We start from the raw sequence: 16,709 nt of genomic DNA, 5'->3' as shown, positions 1-16,709 counted from the left end.
CTTCAGCGATTTCACTATTTTTTAAATTGGGATTGTAGCTAAGTGCGGTACTTATTTGGTAAAAGTAATTTAGTGAAAGTAGCTTGGCAAAAATAACTTGGTAAAAGTAACTGCATTAAAAACAACGAGGGTTTTTTAAGAATTTTAGCATGCCTAAACGATAGCGGTAGGCTAACTTGTTTGATTTGTGTGACTACTTGGATTGAGAAATATTTTTACTTTGTTAAATAAAAATAAACAGTAATGATGTGAGGCTTAATGAGCCATATTATTAAAAAAACTACAATATTGTTAATATGACAAGTGTAGATTGACGGGTCATTTTTTTCTTTTTACAATCTTATACTTTAGTTAATATACAAAATGACAGTTAGTGCTCACTTTGGTATTTCATTATTATTTAATTAGGCATTATTTAATAAGACAGTTTTTTGGTAATACGGGCATCATAACAGCGACCGCATCAATTACTAGGGTAATTGACGGCTTGCGGGGTTGTTATGTTGCGGCAAAGCCATAGGCAAGTTATTAGCGAGTCGTATGAAATTACATCAATCCATCAAACCATCGACTTACTCAGTAAGCCATCATCCACAGCCACTATCACGCGTGCTTACCCTGTCTGCGTTTACGATGGCAATGGTTTCGTTGAATTTGTCCTTATCTTTGGCAGCGACGGCTGCGACCACGGTCACCAAACCTAGCACTACCAAAACGACCCCAACAAAAACTACAACAAAAACCACCACCACGACCACGACAAAAACCACCAAAACGACCAGTAGTCCCACTAAAAATGCTAACAAGCCGCCTGTTAAAACATCAGCTAAAACATCGGCTAAAAATTCTGTTAAAACATTGGCTAAAACCACACCAGCAGCGCCAACCACAAAGCCCACTAGCAGATTGCAGCCCAGTACCAGTGGCGATACCGCGGAGTTTACGCCGATAATCAATACCCCGCCCAATCCTGAGCCTGTACTCAATGCTAGCCCTGCCACCGACGCACCATCAGCAGACACGCCATCGAAAAAAACCGCGACCCGCGCCAATGAAGTCAAAGGGGGGAAAGCAGCTGGGCTCAGCTACGATCCTACTATCAATAATGGGGTGCCTTATCCGCCAAGTTATGGCCTAGATGTGCCCAGTAATTTGACACTGGCACAAGCGCAGCAGTACCTAGTCAAAGTATCACCCAAAGTCGCGGCTGACAATGCGGCAATCGTGAGTAATGAGCTGCGAGCTGAGTCGACCAAAGGCTTAAACAAACCGATTGTGTATCTGGGTGCCAGTGCCACGCATGTACATGTGGATAACAATATAGATACCACGGGCATTAAAAACAACCTAGCCATTGACAACGCAGTCAATAACAATATTGGCAATTTGCCCATCACTTTGCCACTGCCTACTACGGCAGTAGATATCGGTGGTTTAATCACCGACCCGATTCCCAATAGCATCCCTGCCAATGTCGACAAAAATAGAACAGGCGCAAATGTCACCGTGCTGTGGTCTGCTTATAACGGACATAAAACCGAAGCAGTGACCAGTTTGCTCAATGGTATGACCGATGAAAGCCGTGCCGATGCTGACTTGTCACTGGATGAACAATACACCACGCTTACCAAACGCTATTTTCAAACCCAGCTTGCCATCATGGCAGCGTATCTACGCGCCGATGCGCTCAATGCGATTCGTGCCACCGACCATGCCGCACAGCGCGCACTCGATGTGGGGCTGATTTCAAAAGTCGAGCGTTTGGAAGCCAAAAAAGCCTTAGCCGATGCCGAATACGAAAATAGCAAAGCGCTGAACGATGCTGAGCTTGCCATGACCGCGCTACAGCGGTTACTGCGCACGCCGTATTTTATCAAACCAACATCGCCTTTATTTGTATCCACCAAGCCGTTGCCGCCGCTGAGTTATTTTCAGCAGCAGGCTAAAATGCATCACCCAGGTTTTGATAAGGTCGCCGCCAAGTACAACCAAGCCAAAGCGCTGCATGAATTTAGTGAATCCGCCTACAAACCCAATGTCACCGTCTTTGGTCGCTCTGAAATCGACGCTGACCCAAATTGGATTGCTGGGGTGTCTGCCAACTGGAAATTGTGGGGTGGGGTAGATCGCCGTACTAGCACCCAATCGAGCCTTGCCAAGCTGCACCAAGCCGAATTTAGCCAAGTGGATGTCAATGATAATATTATGTTATTGGTAGAAAAAAATTGGCAAACAGTCAACAATGCACGCGATAATTTTATTGCCTTAAATACCAATATTGAACTCGCCAGTGAGATGCTACGCTTTCGTCAGCTTGGATTTAAAGAAGGCGTCAACACGGCCGTAGAAGTGATGCAAGCCGAAGCCAATTTGGAAAAAGCCAAAACCGAGCAGGCCAAAGCGGCAAATGATTATGTACAGGCAATGGCAGACTTGATGCAAAGCTGCGGTACGCCGCTAGAGTTTAACCGTTATATGCAGGCAGCGGACGTCAAGCTACCCGCGATTTATTTTGAACATCGTAAGAACTAATCAATTATTTTAACCCGTGTCTTTATTTCACCAGTAGGCTTACCGTATGGCTGATCCACAAAACCCAACACCAGACAATGCGATGGACAACGCTAAAGACAACGACAACACTTTGGACAGCGCTGCGGATAATGCTAATGCAGCGATGAACGCCCAAGCTGCCGATGAGCCGCACGCAGAGGACAGCCTGTCAGCCGCTGCGACGGATAGCCGCTACGTGCCGCCTACCAAAAAACCCAGTAAAATCCGCACCATCATTATTGCTTTGATTATCCTTGGGCTGATTGGACTGGTCGCATGGGGGCTAATCAAAGACAAGCGCGAAACGCGCAGCGCGCCTGTGACCATCCAAGGGCATATGGAAGTAGAGCAAACGCCTGTCGCTGCCAAAGTTGCCGGTCGTATTGCCAATATTTATGTCAAAGAAGGCGATGAAATTAGCGTGGGCACACGCTTGATTGATATGGATAGCCCAGAAATCAATGCCAAGGTCGAAGAAGCACAAGCAGGCAAAGAATTAGCCCAAAGCCAACTGGACAAAGCCAACAATGGCGCAAGACCGCAAGAGATTGAAATGGCAAAATACCAGTACGATGCTGCCCAATCTGCGGCTGACCTTGCCAAAGTCACCTATGAGCGTATCAACCGACTCGCGGCAGAAGGCTTGATGTCACGGCAAAAACGTGACGAAGCCTATACCAACTATGTCGCCAGTGTCGATAAAGCTAAAATCGCCAAAGCGCAATATGAGTTAGCCAAAACAGGCGCGCGCAGTGAAGATAAAACCGCTGCCCAAGCACAAGTCAGCCAAGTAGAAGGCAAGCTTAAAGAAGCGATGGTTGCCAAAGAAGAAGCCAATCTTAAAAGCCCGATTGCGGGTATCGTGGACAACGTGATTGTCAAACCAGGTCAAGTGGTTGGACAGGGCGTACCACTGATGACCATTGTCGACCCCAAAAACCAATGGGTCGTGCTTAACGTTACCGAAAATAACCTAAATCATTTTGCAGTCGGCAGTGAATTTAGCGGTACGGTTCCTGCGTTATCGGTCAACAATCAGCCTTACCGCCAAGTGTTTAAAGTGTACGCAAGTTCCGTGCTATCAGATTTTGCCACGTGGCGCCCGACCAACAGCAAAGACGGCTTTGATATGCGTACCTTTGAGATTCGTGCGCGCCCGAGCCAGTCAGATACACGCCTAAGACAGGGCATGACCGTATTGGTTGATATACCGGCAAGCCAGCAACCAACCCAAACACAATGAAGTCAACCATGATATCAAAACTGACATCAAAACTGACATCAAACAAGCGCTCTAAGCCGTCACCGACATCGTCCGCTATGCCAAATGCCAGTGACAGTGCTAGGGCTAGTGACAATGACCATGAGCGTCATGCGTATGCGCAGTTTGATAACCGCTCAGGTTTTGTGCAATTCTTTGCGGCGTTTTGGTACAGTGCGCGCCGAGAATGGGATTTTTTGGTGCAAAATCGTTGGGATTTTTCCTTGATGTTTTGGATGCCCATTGTGCTGATATTTTTGGTCTGGTGGATTTTTAGCAAAGGCATGGCAGTCGGGATTCCGATTGCGGTCATAGACAATGACCACTCCGCGCAATCTGCGACGATTATCCGTTATATTGATGCGACGCCTGAGGTTGCGGTGGTTAAAAGTCTTCATAGTGCCGCTGCCGCCCAGCAAGCCATCGAGACTACCGATGTCATGGCGGTGGTTGAAATCCCAGAGAATTTTTCAGCCAATCTACTGGCTGGCAAAACCTCGCGCTTGCTACTCAATGTCAATGCCCAGTATGGCACGCATTCAGGCATGATACAAAAAGCGGTACAGACAGCAGTTAGTACCTTTTCGGCAGGCGCAGAGATGCAGCGGCGAGTCGCCATTGGCGAAGATGTCACGCTGACCAAAACCAGTTATGCACCGATACAATCGCAAAGTGTGGCACTGTTTAATACCGCCAATAATTATCAGCAATTTTTGGCGGTCACTGTGGTACCAGCCTTACTACATATTTTGTCGATGGTGATTGGGGCATCAACTGTCGGTCGAGAGCTGGTCGACAAGACGTTAGGTGAGTGGTACCAGTCGCTAACATCCCCCAAATTTGTCAGTAACCATGCCAGTAACTATGCCTTTAACCGCCCCTTTAATCCTAACCATCCTGTGACACTGGGGCACGAAAAACCCAAACTATCGCTGATTATCGCAGGACTCAATGGCAAACTAATTTGGGCGATGTTTGCCTATACACTTTGGGCGGCGGTGGCATTGACCTTGGTGATGCAAATTTTCCCCATTCGTTTGGCATCCGTGGCGATTACTTATCTGATATTTTTAATGTTTATGATGGTGTCTTTTTGGCTTGGGGTGATTGTCACAGTAGGCACGTTTTCGTATCGTCAAGGCTTGTCATTTACCGGCTTTATCTCCGCGCCGTCATTTGCTTTTTCAGGGGTGACATTTCCATTTTTGGCGATGAGTCCTGCCGCGCAGCGTTGGGCAAATGCCCTGCCATTAACCCATTATCTCAACTTGCAAACCACCCAATTACAAATGGGCGCACCGCCATCGTTTGCCTATAGCAGCTTTATCGGATTTTTTATTGCCGTCATGATTACCTTGTTGTTAGCCGCGTTGTTGACCAAAAAGGCCTTGCTGAAGCCTGAAAAATGGGGGCAACGCTGATGCCCTCCCAGACAACGCCCAGCAAAGTCGATGTAAGCAACTCTGCAAACATTTGGGAGCGCGGTTTTTTGCTGCAAGTTTTGCATGTATGGCGCAGCGTGTTTCAAGACAAAGGGGTGCTCACTATGCTACTGATTGCCCCGATTATTTATGGCTTTTTTTATCCTTGGCCGTATTCAAAAGAAGTGGTGCGTCATGTCCCTGTGGCAGTGGTGGATTATGACCATTCAAGTCTATCGCAGACCATTATTAGCTACGCCCAAGCCAATCCGCGCATCCAAAGCACCATTGTAAACGATGAAAACAGTGCCAAGCAGCTGATGTGGCAAGGCAAAATTGCAGGCTACATGGTGATACCCTCAGGGCTATATCAAAAAGTGACCACAGGACAACCTGCCAAGGTGAGTATCTTGGCCAACGGTAACTATTTTTTGCTCAATAAACAAGTACAATCTGGGTTTTTAGAAGTCATCGGCACCGTGTCCGCCGGGGCGAAAGTACAAAAAAATGTTGCCATCGGGCAAGACATCACGGTTGCCAAAAACAATATTTCCCCTGTGGCGCTGACGATTAATCCGTTATACAACCGTACCGAAGGCTATGGTAGCTACATTGTCCCTGCGGTTGCAATATTGATTCTGCAGCAGATGTTTTTGATGGGCACGGCAATGCTAGTGGGTACTTGGGCAGAGCAAGACATGCACCGCGCTTCGATGAAAACGTGGCTTGCGCGAATATTGGGGTTAGCGTGTTTTGGTTTTGTGCTCGGCTGTTTTTATTATGGCTGGGTATTTTCCAACAATGACTATATCCGTAACCAAAATCTCACGGGTTCACTGGTACTGCTTGTCCTGTTTTTCCCTGCGGTAACAGCATTGGGCTGTCTACTTGGGGTGTGGTTTGGGGCGCGAGAACGGGCGATGCAAATCTTGGTCGCAAGTTCAATGCCGATGCTGTTTGTCTCAGGGATTTCATGGCCGTATCAAATGCTGCCTGAGCCCCTGCAGTATTTGCGCTGGGTGTTACCTAGCACCTCGGGGATGAATGCCTCTGTGATGCTCAACCAAATGGGCGTACCACTGGCGTATGTCAACGTGTATCTCATGGCGCTCATGATGATTTTCTTGGTTTGTTTATTGCTGCTACTTTTATTAGCGAGTAAAGAAAGTGAATCGTTAGCAGATTAATCCTTGCCAACGGCTATTTTCTTCCTCATGCGGTTACACGTGCGGTTATTTGCCAAATTTGCGATGCGTGTAGCAAGTATCTATCATCCATCATCTATCATTTGATAAACTTTTCGATAGCACATTGACACAGATGGGCAATCCGTGGTTATCTAGCACAATGGATATAACATAGTTGACTTTTTCAACTGATTGGCATATAGGATTTATCAGTGATCAGTATTTTTGATTTATTTAAGATTGGGATTGGACCTTCAAGTTCGCATACCGTCGGACCGATGAAAGCGGCGAATCTGTTCGTTAGCGCATTATCACAGCAGCAGCTACTGACGCAGGTGGATAGGGTGCAAGTCGAGCTATTTGGTTCGCTCGGTGCGACGGGTAAAGGGCACGGTAGTGATATAGCGGTGATGCTAGGTTTGATGGGAGAGCAACCACAGACGACGGATGTCGCCGCTATTTCACAAAAAATTGCCGATATCCAAGCGCAAAACACGCTGTCTCTAAATCAGCAGCATGAAATTAACTTTGTTGCTGACAAGGATTTAATCCTAAATGGTAGGGTATCGCTGCCCCATCATCCCAATGCTTTGACTATCACTGCTTTTACAGGCAATGAAATTGTTTACCAAAATACGTATTATTCAATCGGCGGCGGGTTCGTGCAGACTGAGCAAGAAGCCCAAGCAAAAGAACCGGTGATTGAAAGCGTCAAAAAACCGGTACCTTATCCGTTTAACAACGCCAAAGAATTATTACAAATTTGCCAACACAATCAACTGTCAATCGCCCAAGTCGTTCGAGCCAATGAACTGGCTAACTTGAGTGAAGATGAGCTGCTGGGTGGGCTTAACGACATTTGGCAAGTCATGCAAGACTGTGTCAATGATGGTTGTCGCCACGATGGTATTTTGCCAGGGGGCTTACAAGTACAGCGCCGCGCCAAGGCGATTTATCAGCAGTTATCCGCTGCCGATAGCCGAAAAGCATTTAATGATGCCCTTGCCGTGATGGATTGGGTGAATCTGTATGCCTTGGCAGTGAATGAAGAAAACGCCAGTGGCGGACGTGTGGTGACTGCCCCCACCAATGGTGCGGCAGGCGTGATACCTGCGGTCATGCATTATTATCGAGATTTTTGTCCAAGTTATACGCTGCAAGGTTTGCATGATTTTCTGCTAACCGCTGCGGCGATTGGCATCATTATCAAAGAAAATGCCAGCATCTCAGGCGCAGAAGTGGGCTGTCAAGGGGAAGTCGGATCGGCGTGTGCGATGGCAGCGGCAGGGTTAACCTATGTGCTTGGCGGTAGTCCTGCGCAATGTGCCAACGCTGCCGAAATTGGCATCGAACATCACCTTGGCATGACGTGTGACCCGATTGCGGGGTTGGTGCAAGTGCCGTGTATCGAACGCAATGCCATGGCGGCAGTAAAAGCGATTAATGCCTCAAGGCTTGCGCTTAAAGGCAATGGGCAGCATGTGGTATCGCTTGATAAAGCCATCAAAACCATGAAAGAGACAGGCAGAGATATGATGTCAAAATATAAAGAAACCGCAATGGGCGGGCTTGCTATCAATGTCCTAGACGAGGATGTTGCCGCCCAGTCAAATCTGATTCCGACGCTAGATGTGACGGTCAATTACAGTCAGTGTTAGTGCTACAGTAAAAAAAACCGATTCGCCAAGGAATCGGTTTTTTTGTGCTTATCAATCAATCGCAGGCTGATAATCCCCTGTAATAATACGGTCTTTGATGTCATCGGCTTGCGCCAACACTTGCGCCAATAAGGCTTTGACATTGTCAAGCGTGGCGATGGGGCTTAACGTGGTCATTTTAAGCGATTGCATATCTTGGTGAGCATCCCCTTGCTTTTGGTAACTGACGCGCGTCACGCCGATATTGGCTTCACCTTTGGCAAATAGCTCATCGGCGACATTTTGGTTCAAGCTATCAATCAACTCAGCCGGGTAATCTTTGGGTACCACGCGAAATAGTACGGAGGCAAACTGTGGCTCTACCAACAATTCAAGCCCATCAGTGGCTTTGATGTAATCAGCAACTTCGCGGGTCAAATCAACGCCATGGTCAATCATCGAGCCGTATAATTCTTCGCCCAAGGCTTCCACCGTCAGCCATAATTTTAGCGCATCAAAACGGCGCGTGGTTTGTAGCGACTTAGAGACTAGGTTGGGTACGCCATGTTCTTCGTCATACGCAGAGTTTAAATACTCAGCTTCATAATGCATGAAGCGATAGTTGGCTTCATCTTTGAGCAAAAATGCCCCGCAAGAGATGCTTTGGAAGTAGTGTTTGTGGAAGTCAAGGGTGATAGAGTCGGCTTGCTCAATACCTGCAAGTTTATCGCGGTAGTTATTCGATAAAATCAGCGCACCACCCCAAGCGGCATCAATATGAAGCCATGCACCGTACTCATGGGTAAGCTTACGAATCGCAGGGATTGGGTCAATCGCGCCCGCATCGGTAGTGCCTGCGGTAGCGACCACACAGGCGATGATTTTGCCTTCGGCTTTCAATTGCGCCATGGTGTGTTCAAGTGCGACAACATCCATCTGCGCTTGGTCATTGACTGGCACAGTAACAACCGATTGAAAACCCATGCCCATCATTGCCATGTTTTTTTGCACGCTAAAATGCGCGTTTTCTGAGCAGATAACTTTCACTTTTTGCATGGCATCGGCTGGGATGCCGTCACGCTGTACGGACCATTCTGACCCATCGTCAGTTTTATAGTTTTTAGCGATACACCAATCACGGGCGAGTAACACGCCCATCAAGTTGGATTGGGTGCCACCTGAGGTGAATACGCCCGCTTGTCCGCTACCAAAACCGACTTTTTGACGTAGCCAATCAATCAGTTGCACTTCCATCAGTGACCCTGCTGGGCTTTGATCCCAAGAGTCCATCGATTGGTTGGTGGCATTAATCAGCACTTCGGCGATTTGACTGGTTACCATCGTTGGGCAGTGCAAGTGAGCGAGCGAATGGGGGTGATGCACTTTTAAGCTTTTATTAAGGAATAATTCGACTGAACGTTTTAATGCGGATTCCAAGCCTAAGCCTTCTTTAGAAGGTTGAAAGCTAATGGCAGAACGCAGTTCTTTGATACTACCGCCGGTGTACATTTTGTCATTTTTGAGCCAGTCGGTGACGGCTTGTACAGCGGTGTTCATATTTTTTTGGTAATCGGCAATGGATTGGCTGTCATTACAAAATAACGCTTGGCGGTGCTGTGATAAGTTTGACATGGTAAGTCCTTGCATTCTTTAAGATAGAGTTAACTATAAATTGTCATTAAACAGAGTGATATGAGCAAATGGTTAATTTATTTTACAAAATTACGCTTATACAGTTGATGATTTACAATATTGGCTTTGGCATCGTTTTTATCCCAAATTTGCAATTCCCACGGATAATAAAAATTGCTCGCATTTTTAAAATACACATGCACACCGATATACCCGTCGATATCACGTAAATACCAATTTTTTAGACTGTAATCTGTTTTCCAATCATCCAGTTTTTCCATAATGTCTGTCACATCAGCCGATGGCAAAATTATCCGAGCACCAAAAATATCATTTAAAATATTATTGACCGGGTACTGGTTTTGTCGTGCCAAATAGCGATTGACTTTGTCATAGATACTTTCAGCCGTTTTAACGCGGTAAAAAAAATCGATATTTTGGGTATCGGCAAATGCCAAATAATCATTAATCGCTTCATGCAAATTAAGCCGATATGACAAGATAGGCTCAATAGGGACGGTTTTGAGCGTATGTGATAGGTTGATTTTTTGTACCTTGCCTGTTTCGAAATAATCTTGTGAATACTCACCATGAATCCGATTGATTTCTCGAATCAGGCGTTCGGTCTTGGCGACATTGGTTTCCATATTTTACTCAAAATGAAATAAATGAAATAAACAGATAATAAAAACGGCAAAGCCACGTCAGTAACTTTACCGTCTTAATAGGCAATAATCAATTACCCACGTACTTTTTGCACGGCTTCAGCCACTGCCTTTTTAAAGCGTTCAAGCACCGCATCACATTCTTCTTGAGTGATGTTAATCGGGCAAAGCAAGCGAATCACTGTACCGCCACGACCGCCTTTTTCCAGCAGTAACTTGTTGTCAAAACACGCTCTTTGAATCGCATTTGCCATGTCAATATCAGCAGGATACGAGCCGATACGGTCAGCAGGTTTACGCTCATCGACAATCTCAATACCGGTCATCAAGCCGCGACCGCGCACGTTACCGATACAAGGAAATTCTTTGGCGATTTTTTTGAGTTCATCGCGCAAGAATTCACCACGGATACGCGCATTTTCTGCCAAATTTTTGCTGCGGATTTCATCCAATACTTGAATCGATGCTGCCATCGCAAGCTGATTGCCACGGAAAGTACCGGTGTGACCGGCTGGTGCCCATGCGTCGAATTTTTTGTTGATGGCAAGTACGCATAGTGGCAAACCACCCCCGACCGCTTTACTCATCACCACCACGTCAGGCACGATGTCGGCATGTTCAAAGGCAAACATTTTGCCTGAGCGCGCAAACCCAGCTTGCACTTCATCCAAAATCAATACGATATCATGCTTAGCGGTCACTTCACGGATTTTTTGTAGCCATTTTTTGGGCGCAGGGACGACACCGCCTTCCCCTTGAATCGCTTCTAGGATGACCGCTGCAGGTTTGACCACGCCGCTTTCAACATCTTCAATAAAGTTTTCAAAGTAGTAAGTCAGCGCATCAACACCTGCTTCACCACCAAGCCCAAGTGGGCAGCGGTATTCATGCGGATAGGGCATAAACTGTACCCCTGGCATCAAATTGCCCACTTTCTCTTTGGCAGACAAGTTGCCGGTCATGGCAAGCGCGCCATGGGTCATACCGTGATAACCACCGCTAAATGCGATAACGTTGTCACGCCCTGTATAAGTTTTTGCTAATTTAATCGCCGCTTCTGTACCGTCAGCACCGGTCGGACCGCAAAATTGCAATACAAAATCTTCTGGGAAAAAAGACAGCAAGGACTCGGTAAATGCATCTTTGACAGGGGTGGTGATATCTAGGGTGTGCAGTGGCAGACCACTTTCTAACACATCATATAAGGCTTGTTTGACGGCTGGGTGGTTGTGACCCAAGGCTAATGTACCAGCACCGGCTAGGCAATCAAGGTAATCATTGCCTTCAACATCGGTGACCCAAATACCTTGGGCTTTAGCAATAGCTAGCGGTAGTTTGCGGGGATAACTACGAACATTAGATTCCATCGTGCTTTGACGAGTTAAGTAATATTCGTTAGTGGCATGAGAAATAGGGTGTACAGGGGTGTGAACGCTCATATCGGATTACCATCTCAGATAAGGGTTTAAGAAAATTTGCTTGTGGCTATCTTTCTCGAACTTGTGAATAACATATCAGTCAGGATGACTGACACCAAAACAAAAACGTTATACCGCAAAACCCCAAAATGCCATGACACTGCACCCAAGACCTAACAATATAACGTTCAAAATTTATGGGGGCATAATACCCTTTTTTTGTGAAAAATAAAGTCTTTTTTGCAAAAAATCGCCTCAATCTTTCAAATTGATAACACAGGTTGTATTTTGCGATGGCAAAGGCAAAAAATCATGGTAAGCGGTGAGCAATGAGCAATGAGCAATGAGCAATGAGCGGCACAAAAGTACGAAGCAGTGGGGAAATTCTAACAATCGTTGATAGTCTATGCAGTTTATAAAACTCTGCAGTCACAATTTCAGTCACGATAATGATAAAAAAATTACCTAGTTAATACCATATTAATGAATTATTTGGTACAAAATAGCCAAGTGTTAATAAGGCTAACAACAACCAAGCTTACACCATCAAAATTTTGTAAAAGTTAAATACTGCTTATTGAGAGCTTTACACGAATAAACATACAAAAGCTGATTAAAAAAATATAATAAAATAAAATCAATTACCTTGCAAAATAGACTGACAAAAAAACTAGTAAAAAAATTACCAAAAGAAACTGCCAAAAAAACGGGATGGCTACATACGCAAAAATGACGAACCCTTCTAATGTTACCATCGTGATTGCGTAGGCAAGGCGTAGCGAATTTTTAGAAATAAGTTTGATAACAGGCGTCAATCCTAGATAACACACTTAAAATAAACCCATAACAACTAGACGAGAAGCAACTTTATGCCACAATCCTTAACACTTACTATCAATCAGCAACAACACACGTTGACGGATCTAGATGTACGCACCACAGTGCTAGATGTCTGTCGCAATCATCTTGGCTTGACAGGCAGCAAAAAAGGCTGTGACCACGGTCAGTGTGGCGCGTGTACCATGCTGATTAACGGTCAGCGGGTCAACAGCTGTCTAACCCTGGCAGTCATGCACGAAGGCGATAGCATCGAAACCATTGAAGGCATTGGCTCACCCGAAGCGCTTGACCCGATTCAACAAGCGTTTTTGGAACATGATGCCTTTCAATGTGGTTATTGTACCCCTGGGCAAATTTGCTCGACCAAAGCGATGATTGAAGAGCTACGCCAAAACTGGGCAAGTCATGTGTCGGATGATTTGATGCAACCTTTATCAAACGATACAGCGCAATTTAAGCAACAATTAGATAAAGAAATCTCTGAGCGTATGAGTGGCAATATCTGTCGCTGCTCGGCATATCCCAACATCGTGCGAGCGATTAAACAGGTATTACAAGAAACAGGTTTTTCGGCAGAGACAGATAAGGTGACCGCTCAGACAGCAGCTACTCAGGCTACAGGAGTGTCGCTATGAAAACTTTTGATTATCAGCGCGCCAACTCAGTGGATGACGCGGTCAAAATAGCCACTTTAGCTGAGGCGCAGCGTCCGTTTTTTATCGCTGGGGGCACCAATTTACTTGACTTGATGAAACTCGAAATCGAACAGCCAACACAGCTGATTGATATTTCACGTTTGCCCCTTAACACAATCGAAGCCACGCCAGAAGGTGGGTTAAAAATTGGCGCTATGGTCAGTAATAGTGAATTAGCGGCTCACCCTGTGATTCGTCAAGATTATGCGGTGCTTGCCCGTGCCTTGTTGTCGGGTGCATCGCCGCAACTGCGTAACAAAGCCAGTACCGGTGGCAATCTACTACAGCGCACCCGTTGTTATTATTTTTATCAGCCCGATAGTCCGTGTAATAAGCGTGAGCCCAATTCTGGCTGCGGGGCAAAAGCAGGTCTTCATCAGAACTTAGCAATTTTAGGCACAAGCGAGCAGTGTATTGCTACCCATCCATCAGATATGGCGGTGGCAATGCGATTACTCGATGCCGTCATTGTTATCCAGCAAGCCGACGGGCAAACCCGCCAAGTGCCTATCGCTGAATTTTATCGCTTACCTGAGCAAACCCCCCATATTGAAACTTGCTTAAATCTAGGTGATTTGATTACCCATATCATTCTACCGCCACCCTTAAAAGGCGTGCATAGCTATGACAAAGTGCGTGACCGTGCCTCATATGCCTTTGCTTTGGCGTCCGTCGCTGCCGTGATTGAGCATGATAATGATACACTCACCAATGTGCGACTTGCATTTGGCGGTATTGGCAGTCAGCCATGGCGAAATACCGAGATTGAAAAAATACTGATCGGCAGCACAGGCGATGCCGTGAGCATTGAGCTTGCGGTGGCGACCCTATTCAAAGAAGCAAAAACCGATGAACAAACCGAATACAAGACCGTGCTGGTACAGCGTCTTTTACACCATGTTGTGCAGCGTGCGTTACAACAACCCAATCAATCAAGTCCTTTAAGTAGTGGAGTGAGTGCATGAGCCTAACACAAATTTTTGGCGAATCGCCCCTTGAAAAAAAACTGACCATGGACAAGCCTGTCGAGTCACGGCTAGATACGACCGATAGCAAGCTCGTTGGCAAACCACTGAGCCGTATCGAAGGACACCTAAAAGTCGCAGGTAAAGCCACGTATACTGCCGAAAACCAATTTGACGACTTGTGTCATGGGGTGATGGTCGGCGCAACCATCGGTAGAGGCAAGGTAAAAAAAGTACATAAAGATACCGCCTTACAAGTTGCAGGTGTGATTGGGGTGTTTCATGACCCCCTGTTTTTACGCAACCCGCAACAAGGGGGTGTCAAAATGGCACCTGTACAAGGGGCAAGTGAGGTTTTTTATCATGGACAGCCGATTGCTTTGGTGGTCGCAGAAACCCTAGAAGCGGCTCAAGAAGGCGCGAAGGCGTTACAGATTGACTATGAAAATGATGAAAAACACGGGCATTTTGACTTTAACAAGCAAAAAAAGCATACCCAGTTTATTGATTGGGTAACCGATAAAAGTGACGACATTGGCAAACCTGAAAAAACGCTTAAGCAAGCAGAAGTTAAAGTCGATGTGACTTATACCACACCTAGCCAAAGTAACATGCCGATGGAACCGCACAGTTCGTTGGCGCGTTGGTTTGAGGGTAAGCTAACTCTTCATACTTCTAACCAAATGCTTGCCTCTTCCAAAATACAACTTGCCAAAGCCTTAGATATACCGGAAGACGATGTCCGTTTGTTATCGCCATATGTTGGTGGCGGGTTTGGCTCAAAACTGGGTATTTCACCCGAGTCGGTGATGGCAGCCATTGCAGCTAAAGAGTTAAAACGCCCCGTACTTGTGAACATGACCCGACCGCAAGTCATGGAAACTACCGTCAGACGCACCAACACCGAACAACGGGTGGCATTGGGGGCGGATAAAGATGGTAAAATCCATACTATTATTCATAATAGCATTGTCACCAATTTACCTTCAGAAACGTTTTTTGAGCCAGTGGCGGTTTCTACCCACTTTTTGTATGGCGGTGACAATCGCCAAATCAAATACGAAATGGCGCGCATGAATTTTACCTTAACAGGTTCTATGCGTGCCCCTGGCGAAGCGGTGGGTCAGTTGGCACTCGAATGTGCCATGGACGAACTGGCGTATGCATTAAAGCTGTGCCCAATTGAACTGCGAAAACGCAATGAACCTAGCGAAGACCCAAGCAAAAAAATTCCCTACAGCACCCGAAAATTGCTGGCGTGTATGGAGCAAGGGGCAAAAGCCTTTGGATGGGATGAACGCCCACAAACGCCCGCAAGTCGCCTTGAAGGCGATTGGCTGATTGGCTATGGGATGGCGTGCGCCGCGCGTAGCAACGAATTAAAACCCTCACAAGCCCGTGTGAGCCTGTTGCCCTCTGACAAACCGCTTGGGGTCATGGCTCGTATCGAAACTGACATGACTGATATCGGTACAGGTAGCTATACTATTTTTGCGCAAGTGGTTGCCGATATGCTGGGCTTACCGATTGACCATGTCGAGGTCAAACTTGGCGATACCGATCTGCCCCCTGCTGCAGGGTCAGGCGGTAGCTGGGGAGCTTCAAGCGCTGGTAGTTCAATTTATCTGGCATGTGAAGCGCTACGAGAAAAGATTGCCCAGAGTGTGGGGCTGCATGCCGATAGCATTGGCTTTAAACAAGGCAATCTATATAGGCAATTTGAGCATGACCCTAGCCTAGCTGAAAAAATTGGCGAAAAAATTAACCATACGTTAACCGATACGTTGGATAAACTAGCAGAAAAAACAGGGCTTAATTCTGAGGTCTCTGTAGACAATCATGATAATGTACTCGATTGGGAACAAGTCGATACCCAGTTACCGCTGAGCAGTTTTTTGCAGCAATATGCCCCTCATGGCTTGGTAGCTAATGGTGAAATCGAACCTGGTAAAACCAAAAAAGAATACCGTCATGCAGGCTATGGCGCACAGTTCGCTGAAGTCGGGGTACACCGGGTAACCGGTGAAATTCGGGTTCGCCGTATGCTAGGCACATTTGCCGCAGGGCGTATCTTAAACGAAAAAACAGCGCGCTCGCAGTGCTTTGGTGGTATGGTGTTTGGTATAGGGGCTGCCTTGATGGAGCAAATTCACCATGACAAACGTGACGGTCGTCTATGTAATCACGATTTAGCCGAGTATCAGGTGTGTGTGAATGCTGATGTGCCTGACTTAGAGGTAATAATGTTACCCGAAACTGACCCCTATGCCAATCCGCTCCATAGCAAGGGTATAGGTGAATTGGCATTATCAGGGGCAGGGGCAGCCATTGCCAATGCGATCTTTAATGCCACAGGCGTTAGAGTACGAGACTATCCCATTACCTTGGATAAACTGCTGTACCAGTTGCCATTACTGTAATCGGGTACACTGTCA

11 protein-coding genes are annotated in these 16,709 nt (G+C 46.3%); 8 read left to right on the top strand and 3 right to left on the bottom strand.

Annotated features, from left to right (window positions below):
- Positions 1–540: 540 nt before the first annotated feature.
- The 5 genes from RT422_RS07920 to RT422_RS07900 all read left to right on the top strand — a co-directional run bounded on the left by RT422_RS07920 (position 541) and on the right by RT422_RS07900 (position 8,080).
- Complete coding sequence (locus RT422_RS07920) at positions 541–2,532, top strand: TolC family protein (RefSeq protein WP_095356477.1); 1,992 nt, start codon at positions 541–543, stop codon at positions 2,530–2,532.
- 46 nt (positions 2,533–2,578) lie between these two features.
- The gene (locus tag RT422_RS07915; protein WP_179286581.1) at positions 2,579–3,796 is read left to right on the top strand and encodes an HlyD family secretion protein; all 1,218 of its coding nucleotides are present in this window, start codon (positions 2,579–2,581) and stop codon (positions 3,794–3,796) included.
- A gap of 8 nt (positions 3,797–3,804) precedes the next feature.
- Positions 3,805–5,235: an ABC transporter permease gene (locus tag RT422_RS07910; protein ID WP_179286582.1), complete on the top strand. Its 1,431-nt coding sequence runs from the start codon at positions 3,805–3,807 to the stop codon at positions 5,233–5,235.
- Positions 5,235–6,422 carry an ABC transporter permease gene (locus RT422_RS07905; protein WP_313421917.1) on the top strand — a complete coding sequence of 396 codons (1,188 nt, stop codon included), beginning with the start codon at positions 5,235–5,237 and terminating at the stop codon, positions 6,420–6,422. Before RT422_RS07910 ends, RT422_RS07905 begins: the two co-directional genes overlap by 1 nt.
- Before the next feature lie 212 nt (positions 6,423–6,634).
- On the top strand, positions 6,635–8,080 hold the full coding sequence (locus RT422_RS07900; RefSeq protein WP_313421916.1) for an L-serine ammonia-lyase: 1,446 nt from the start codon (positions 6,635–6,637) through the stop codon (positions 8,078–8,080).
- Positions 8,081–8,131: 51 nt separating this feature from the next.
- Here the strand turns inward: RT422_RS07900 and RT422_RS07895 are convergent, their stop codons facing one another.
- The 3 genes from RT422_RS07895 to RT422_RS07885 all read right to left on the bottom strand — a co-directional run bounded on the left by RT422_RS07895 (position 8,132) and on the right by RT422_RS07885 (position 11,795).
- Positions 8,132–9,691, bottom strand: a complete 1,560-nt coding sequence (locus tag RT422_RS07895; RefSeq protein ID WP_313421915.1) for an aspartate aminotransferase family protein — start codon at positions 9,689–9,691, stop codon at positions 8,132–8,134.
- Between the two features lie 77 nt (positions 9,692–9,768).
- Positions 9,769–10,338, bottom strand: coding sequence for a GTP pyrophosphokinase (locus tag RT422_RS07890; RefSeq protein ID WP_050325199.1), 570 nt, complete (start codon positions 10,336–10,338; stop codon positions 9,769–9,771).
- 92 nt (positions 10,339–10,430) lie between these two features.
- Positions 10,431–11,795 (bottom strand): diaminobutyrate--2-oxoglutarate transaminase, encoded by a 1,365-nt coding sequence (locus RT422_RS07885; RefSeq protein WP_050325200.1) that lies wholly within the window; start codon positions 11,793–11,795, stop codon positions 10,431–10,433.
- 848 nt (positions 11,796–12,643) lie between these two features.
- On the opposite strand from RT422_RS07885, the gene RT422_RS07880 reads away from it, so the two are divergent.
- From RT422_RS07880 to RT422_RS07870, 3 genes are read left to right on the top strand one after another with little or no spacing between them, the layout of a single operon-like run.
- The gene (locus RT422_RS07880) at positions 12,644–13,249 is read left to right on the top strand and encodes a 2Fe-2S iron-sulfur cluster-binding protein (protein WP_313421912.1); all 606 of its coding nucleotides are present in this window, start codon (positions 12,644–12,646) and stop codon (positions 13,247–13,249) included.
- The gene (locus RT422_RS07875) at positions 13,246–14,274 is read left to right on the top strand and encodes a xanthine dehydrogenase family protein subunit M (RefSeq protein ID WP_313421911.1); all 1,029 of its coding nucleotides are present in this window, start codon (positions 13,246–13,248) and stop codon (positions 14,272–14,274) included. Before RT422_RS07880 ends, RT422_RS07875 begins: the two co-directional genes overlap by 4 nt.
- Positions 14,271–16,694 carry a xanthine dehydrogenase family protein molybdopterin-binding subunit gene (locus RT422_RS07870; RefSeq protein ID WP_284034932.1) on the top strand — a complete coding sequence of 808 codons (2,424 nt, stop codon included), beginning with the start codon at positions 14,271–14,273 and terminating at the stop codon, positions 16,692–16,694. The genes RT422_RS07875 and RT422_RS07870 overlap by 4 nt, the downstream gene beginning before the upstream one ends.
- The last annotated feature ends 15 nt before the right edge of the window (positions 16,695–16,709 follow it).

This window comes from Moraxella sp. CTOTU49803 (assembly GCF_032097965.1).
GTDB classification, from domain to species: Bacteria; Pseudomonadota; Gammaproteobacteria; order Pseudomonadales; family Moraxellaceae; genus Faucicola; species Faucicola tetraodonis.
Note: the sequence above shows the minus strand (reverse complement) of the source record. Positions and strands in the feature narration are given on the sequence as shown.

What these genes read in the sequence shown, in the direction of transcription:
- RT422_RS07920 (WP_095356477.1), top strand. Translation starts at nt 541, where the DNA reads ATGAAATTACATCAATCCATCAAACCATCGACTTACTCAGTAAGCCAT.
- RT422_RS07915 (WP_179286581.1), top strand. Translation starts at nt 2,579, where the DNA reads ATGGCTGATCCACAAAACCCAACACCAGACAATGCGATGGACAACGCT.
- RT422_RS07910 (WP_179286582.1), top strand. Translation starts at nt 3,805, where the DNA reads ATGATATCAAAACTGACATCAAAACTGACATCAAACAAGCGCTCTAAG.
- RT422_RS07905 (WP_313421917.1), top strand. Translation starts at nt 5,235, where the DNA reads ATGCCCTCCCAGACAACGCCCAGCAAAGTCGATGTAAGCAACTCTGCA.
- RT422_RS07895 (WP_313421915.1), bottom strand. Translation starts at nt 9,691, where the DNA reads ATGTCAAACTTATCACAGCACCGCCAAGCGTTATTTTGTAATGACAGC.
- RT422_RS07890 (WP_050325199.1), bottom strand. Translation starts at nt 10,338, where the DNA reads ATGGAAACCAATGTCGCCAAGACCGAACGCCTGATTCGAGAAATCAAT.
- RT422_RS07885 (WP_050325200.1), bottom strand. Translation starts at nt 11,795, where the DNA reads ATGAGCGTTCACACCCCTGTACACCCTATTTCTCATGCCACTAACGAA.
- RT422_RS07880 (WP_313421912.1), top strand. Translation starts at nt 12,644, where the DNA reads ATGCCACAATCCTTAACACTTACTATCAATCAGCAACAACACACGTTG.
- RT422_RS07875 (WP_313421911.1), top strand. Translation starts at nt 13,246, where the DNA reads ATGAAAACTTTTGATTATCAGCGCGCCAACTCAGTGGATGACGCGGTC.
- RT422_RS07870 (WP_284034932.1), top strand. Translation starts at nt 14,271, where the DNA reads ATGAGCCTAACACAAATTTTTGGCGAATCGCCCCTTGAAAAAAAACTG.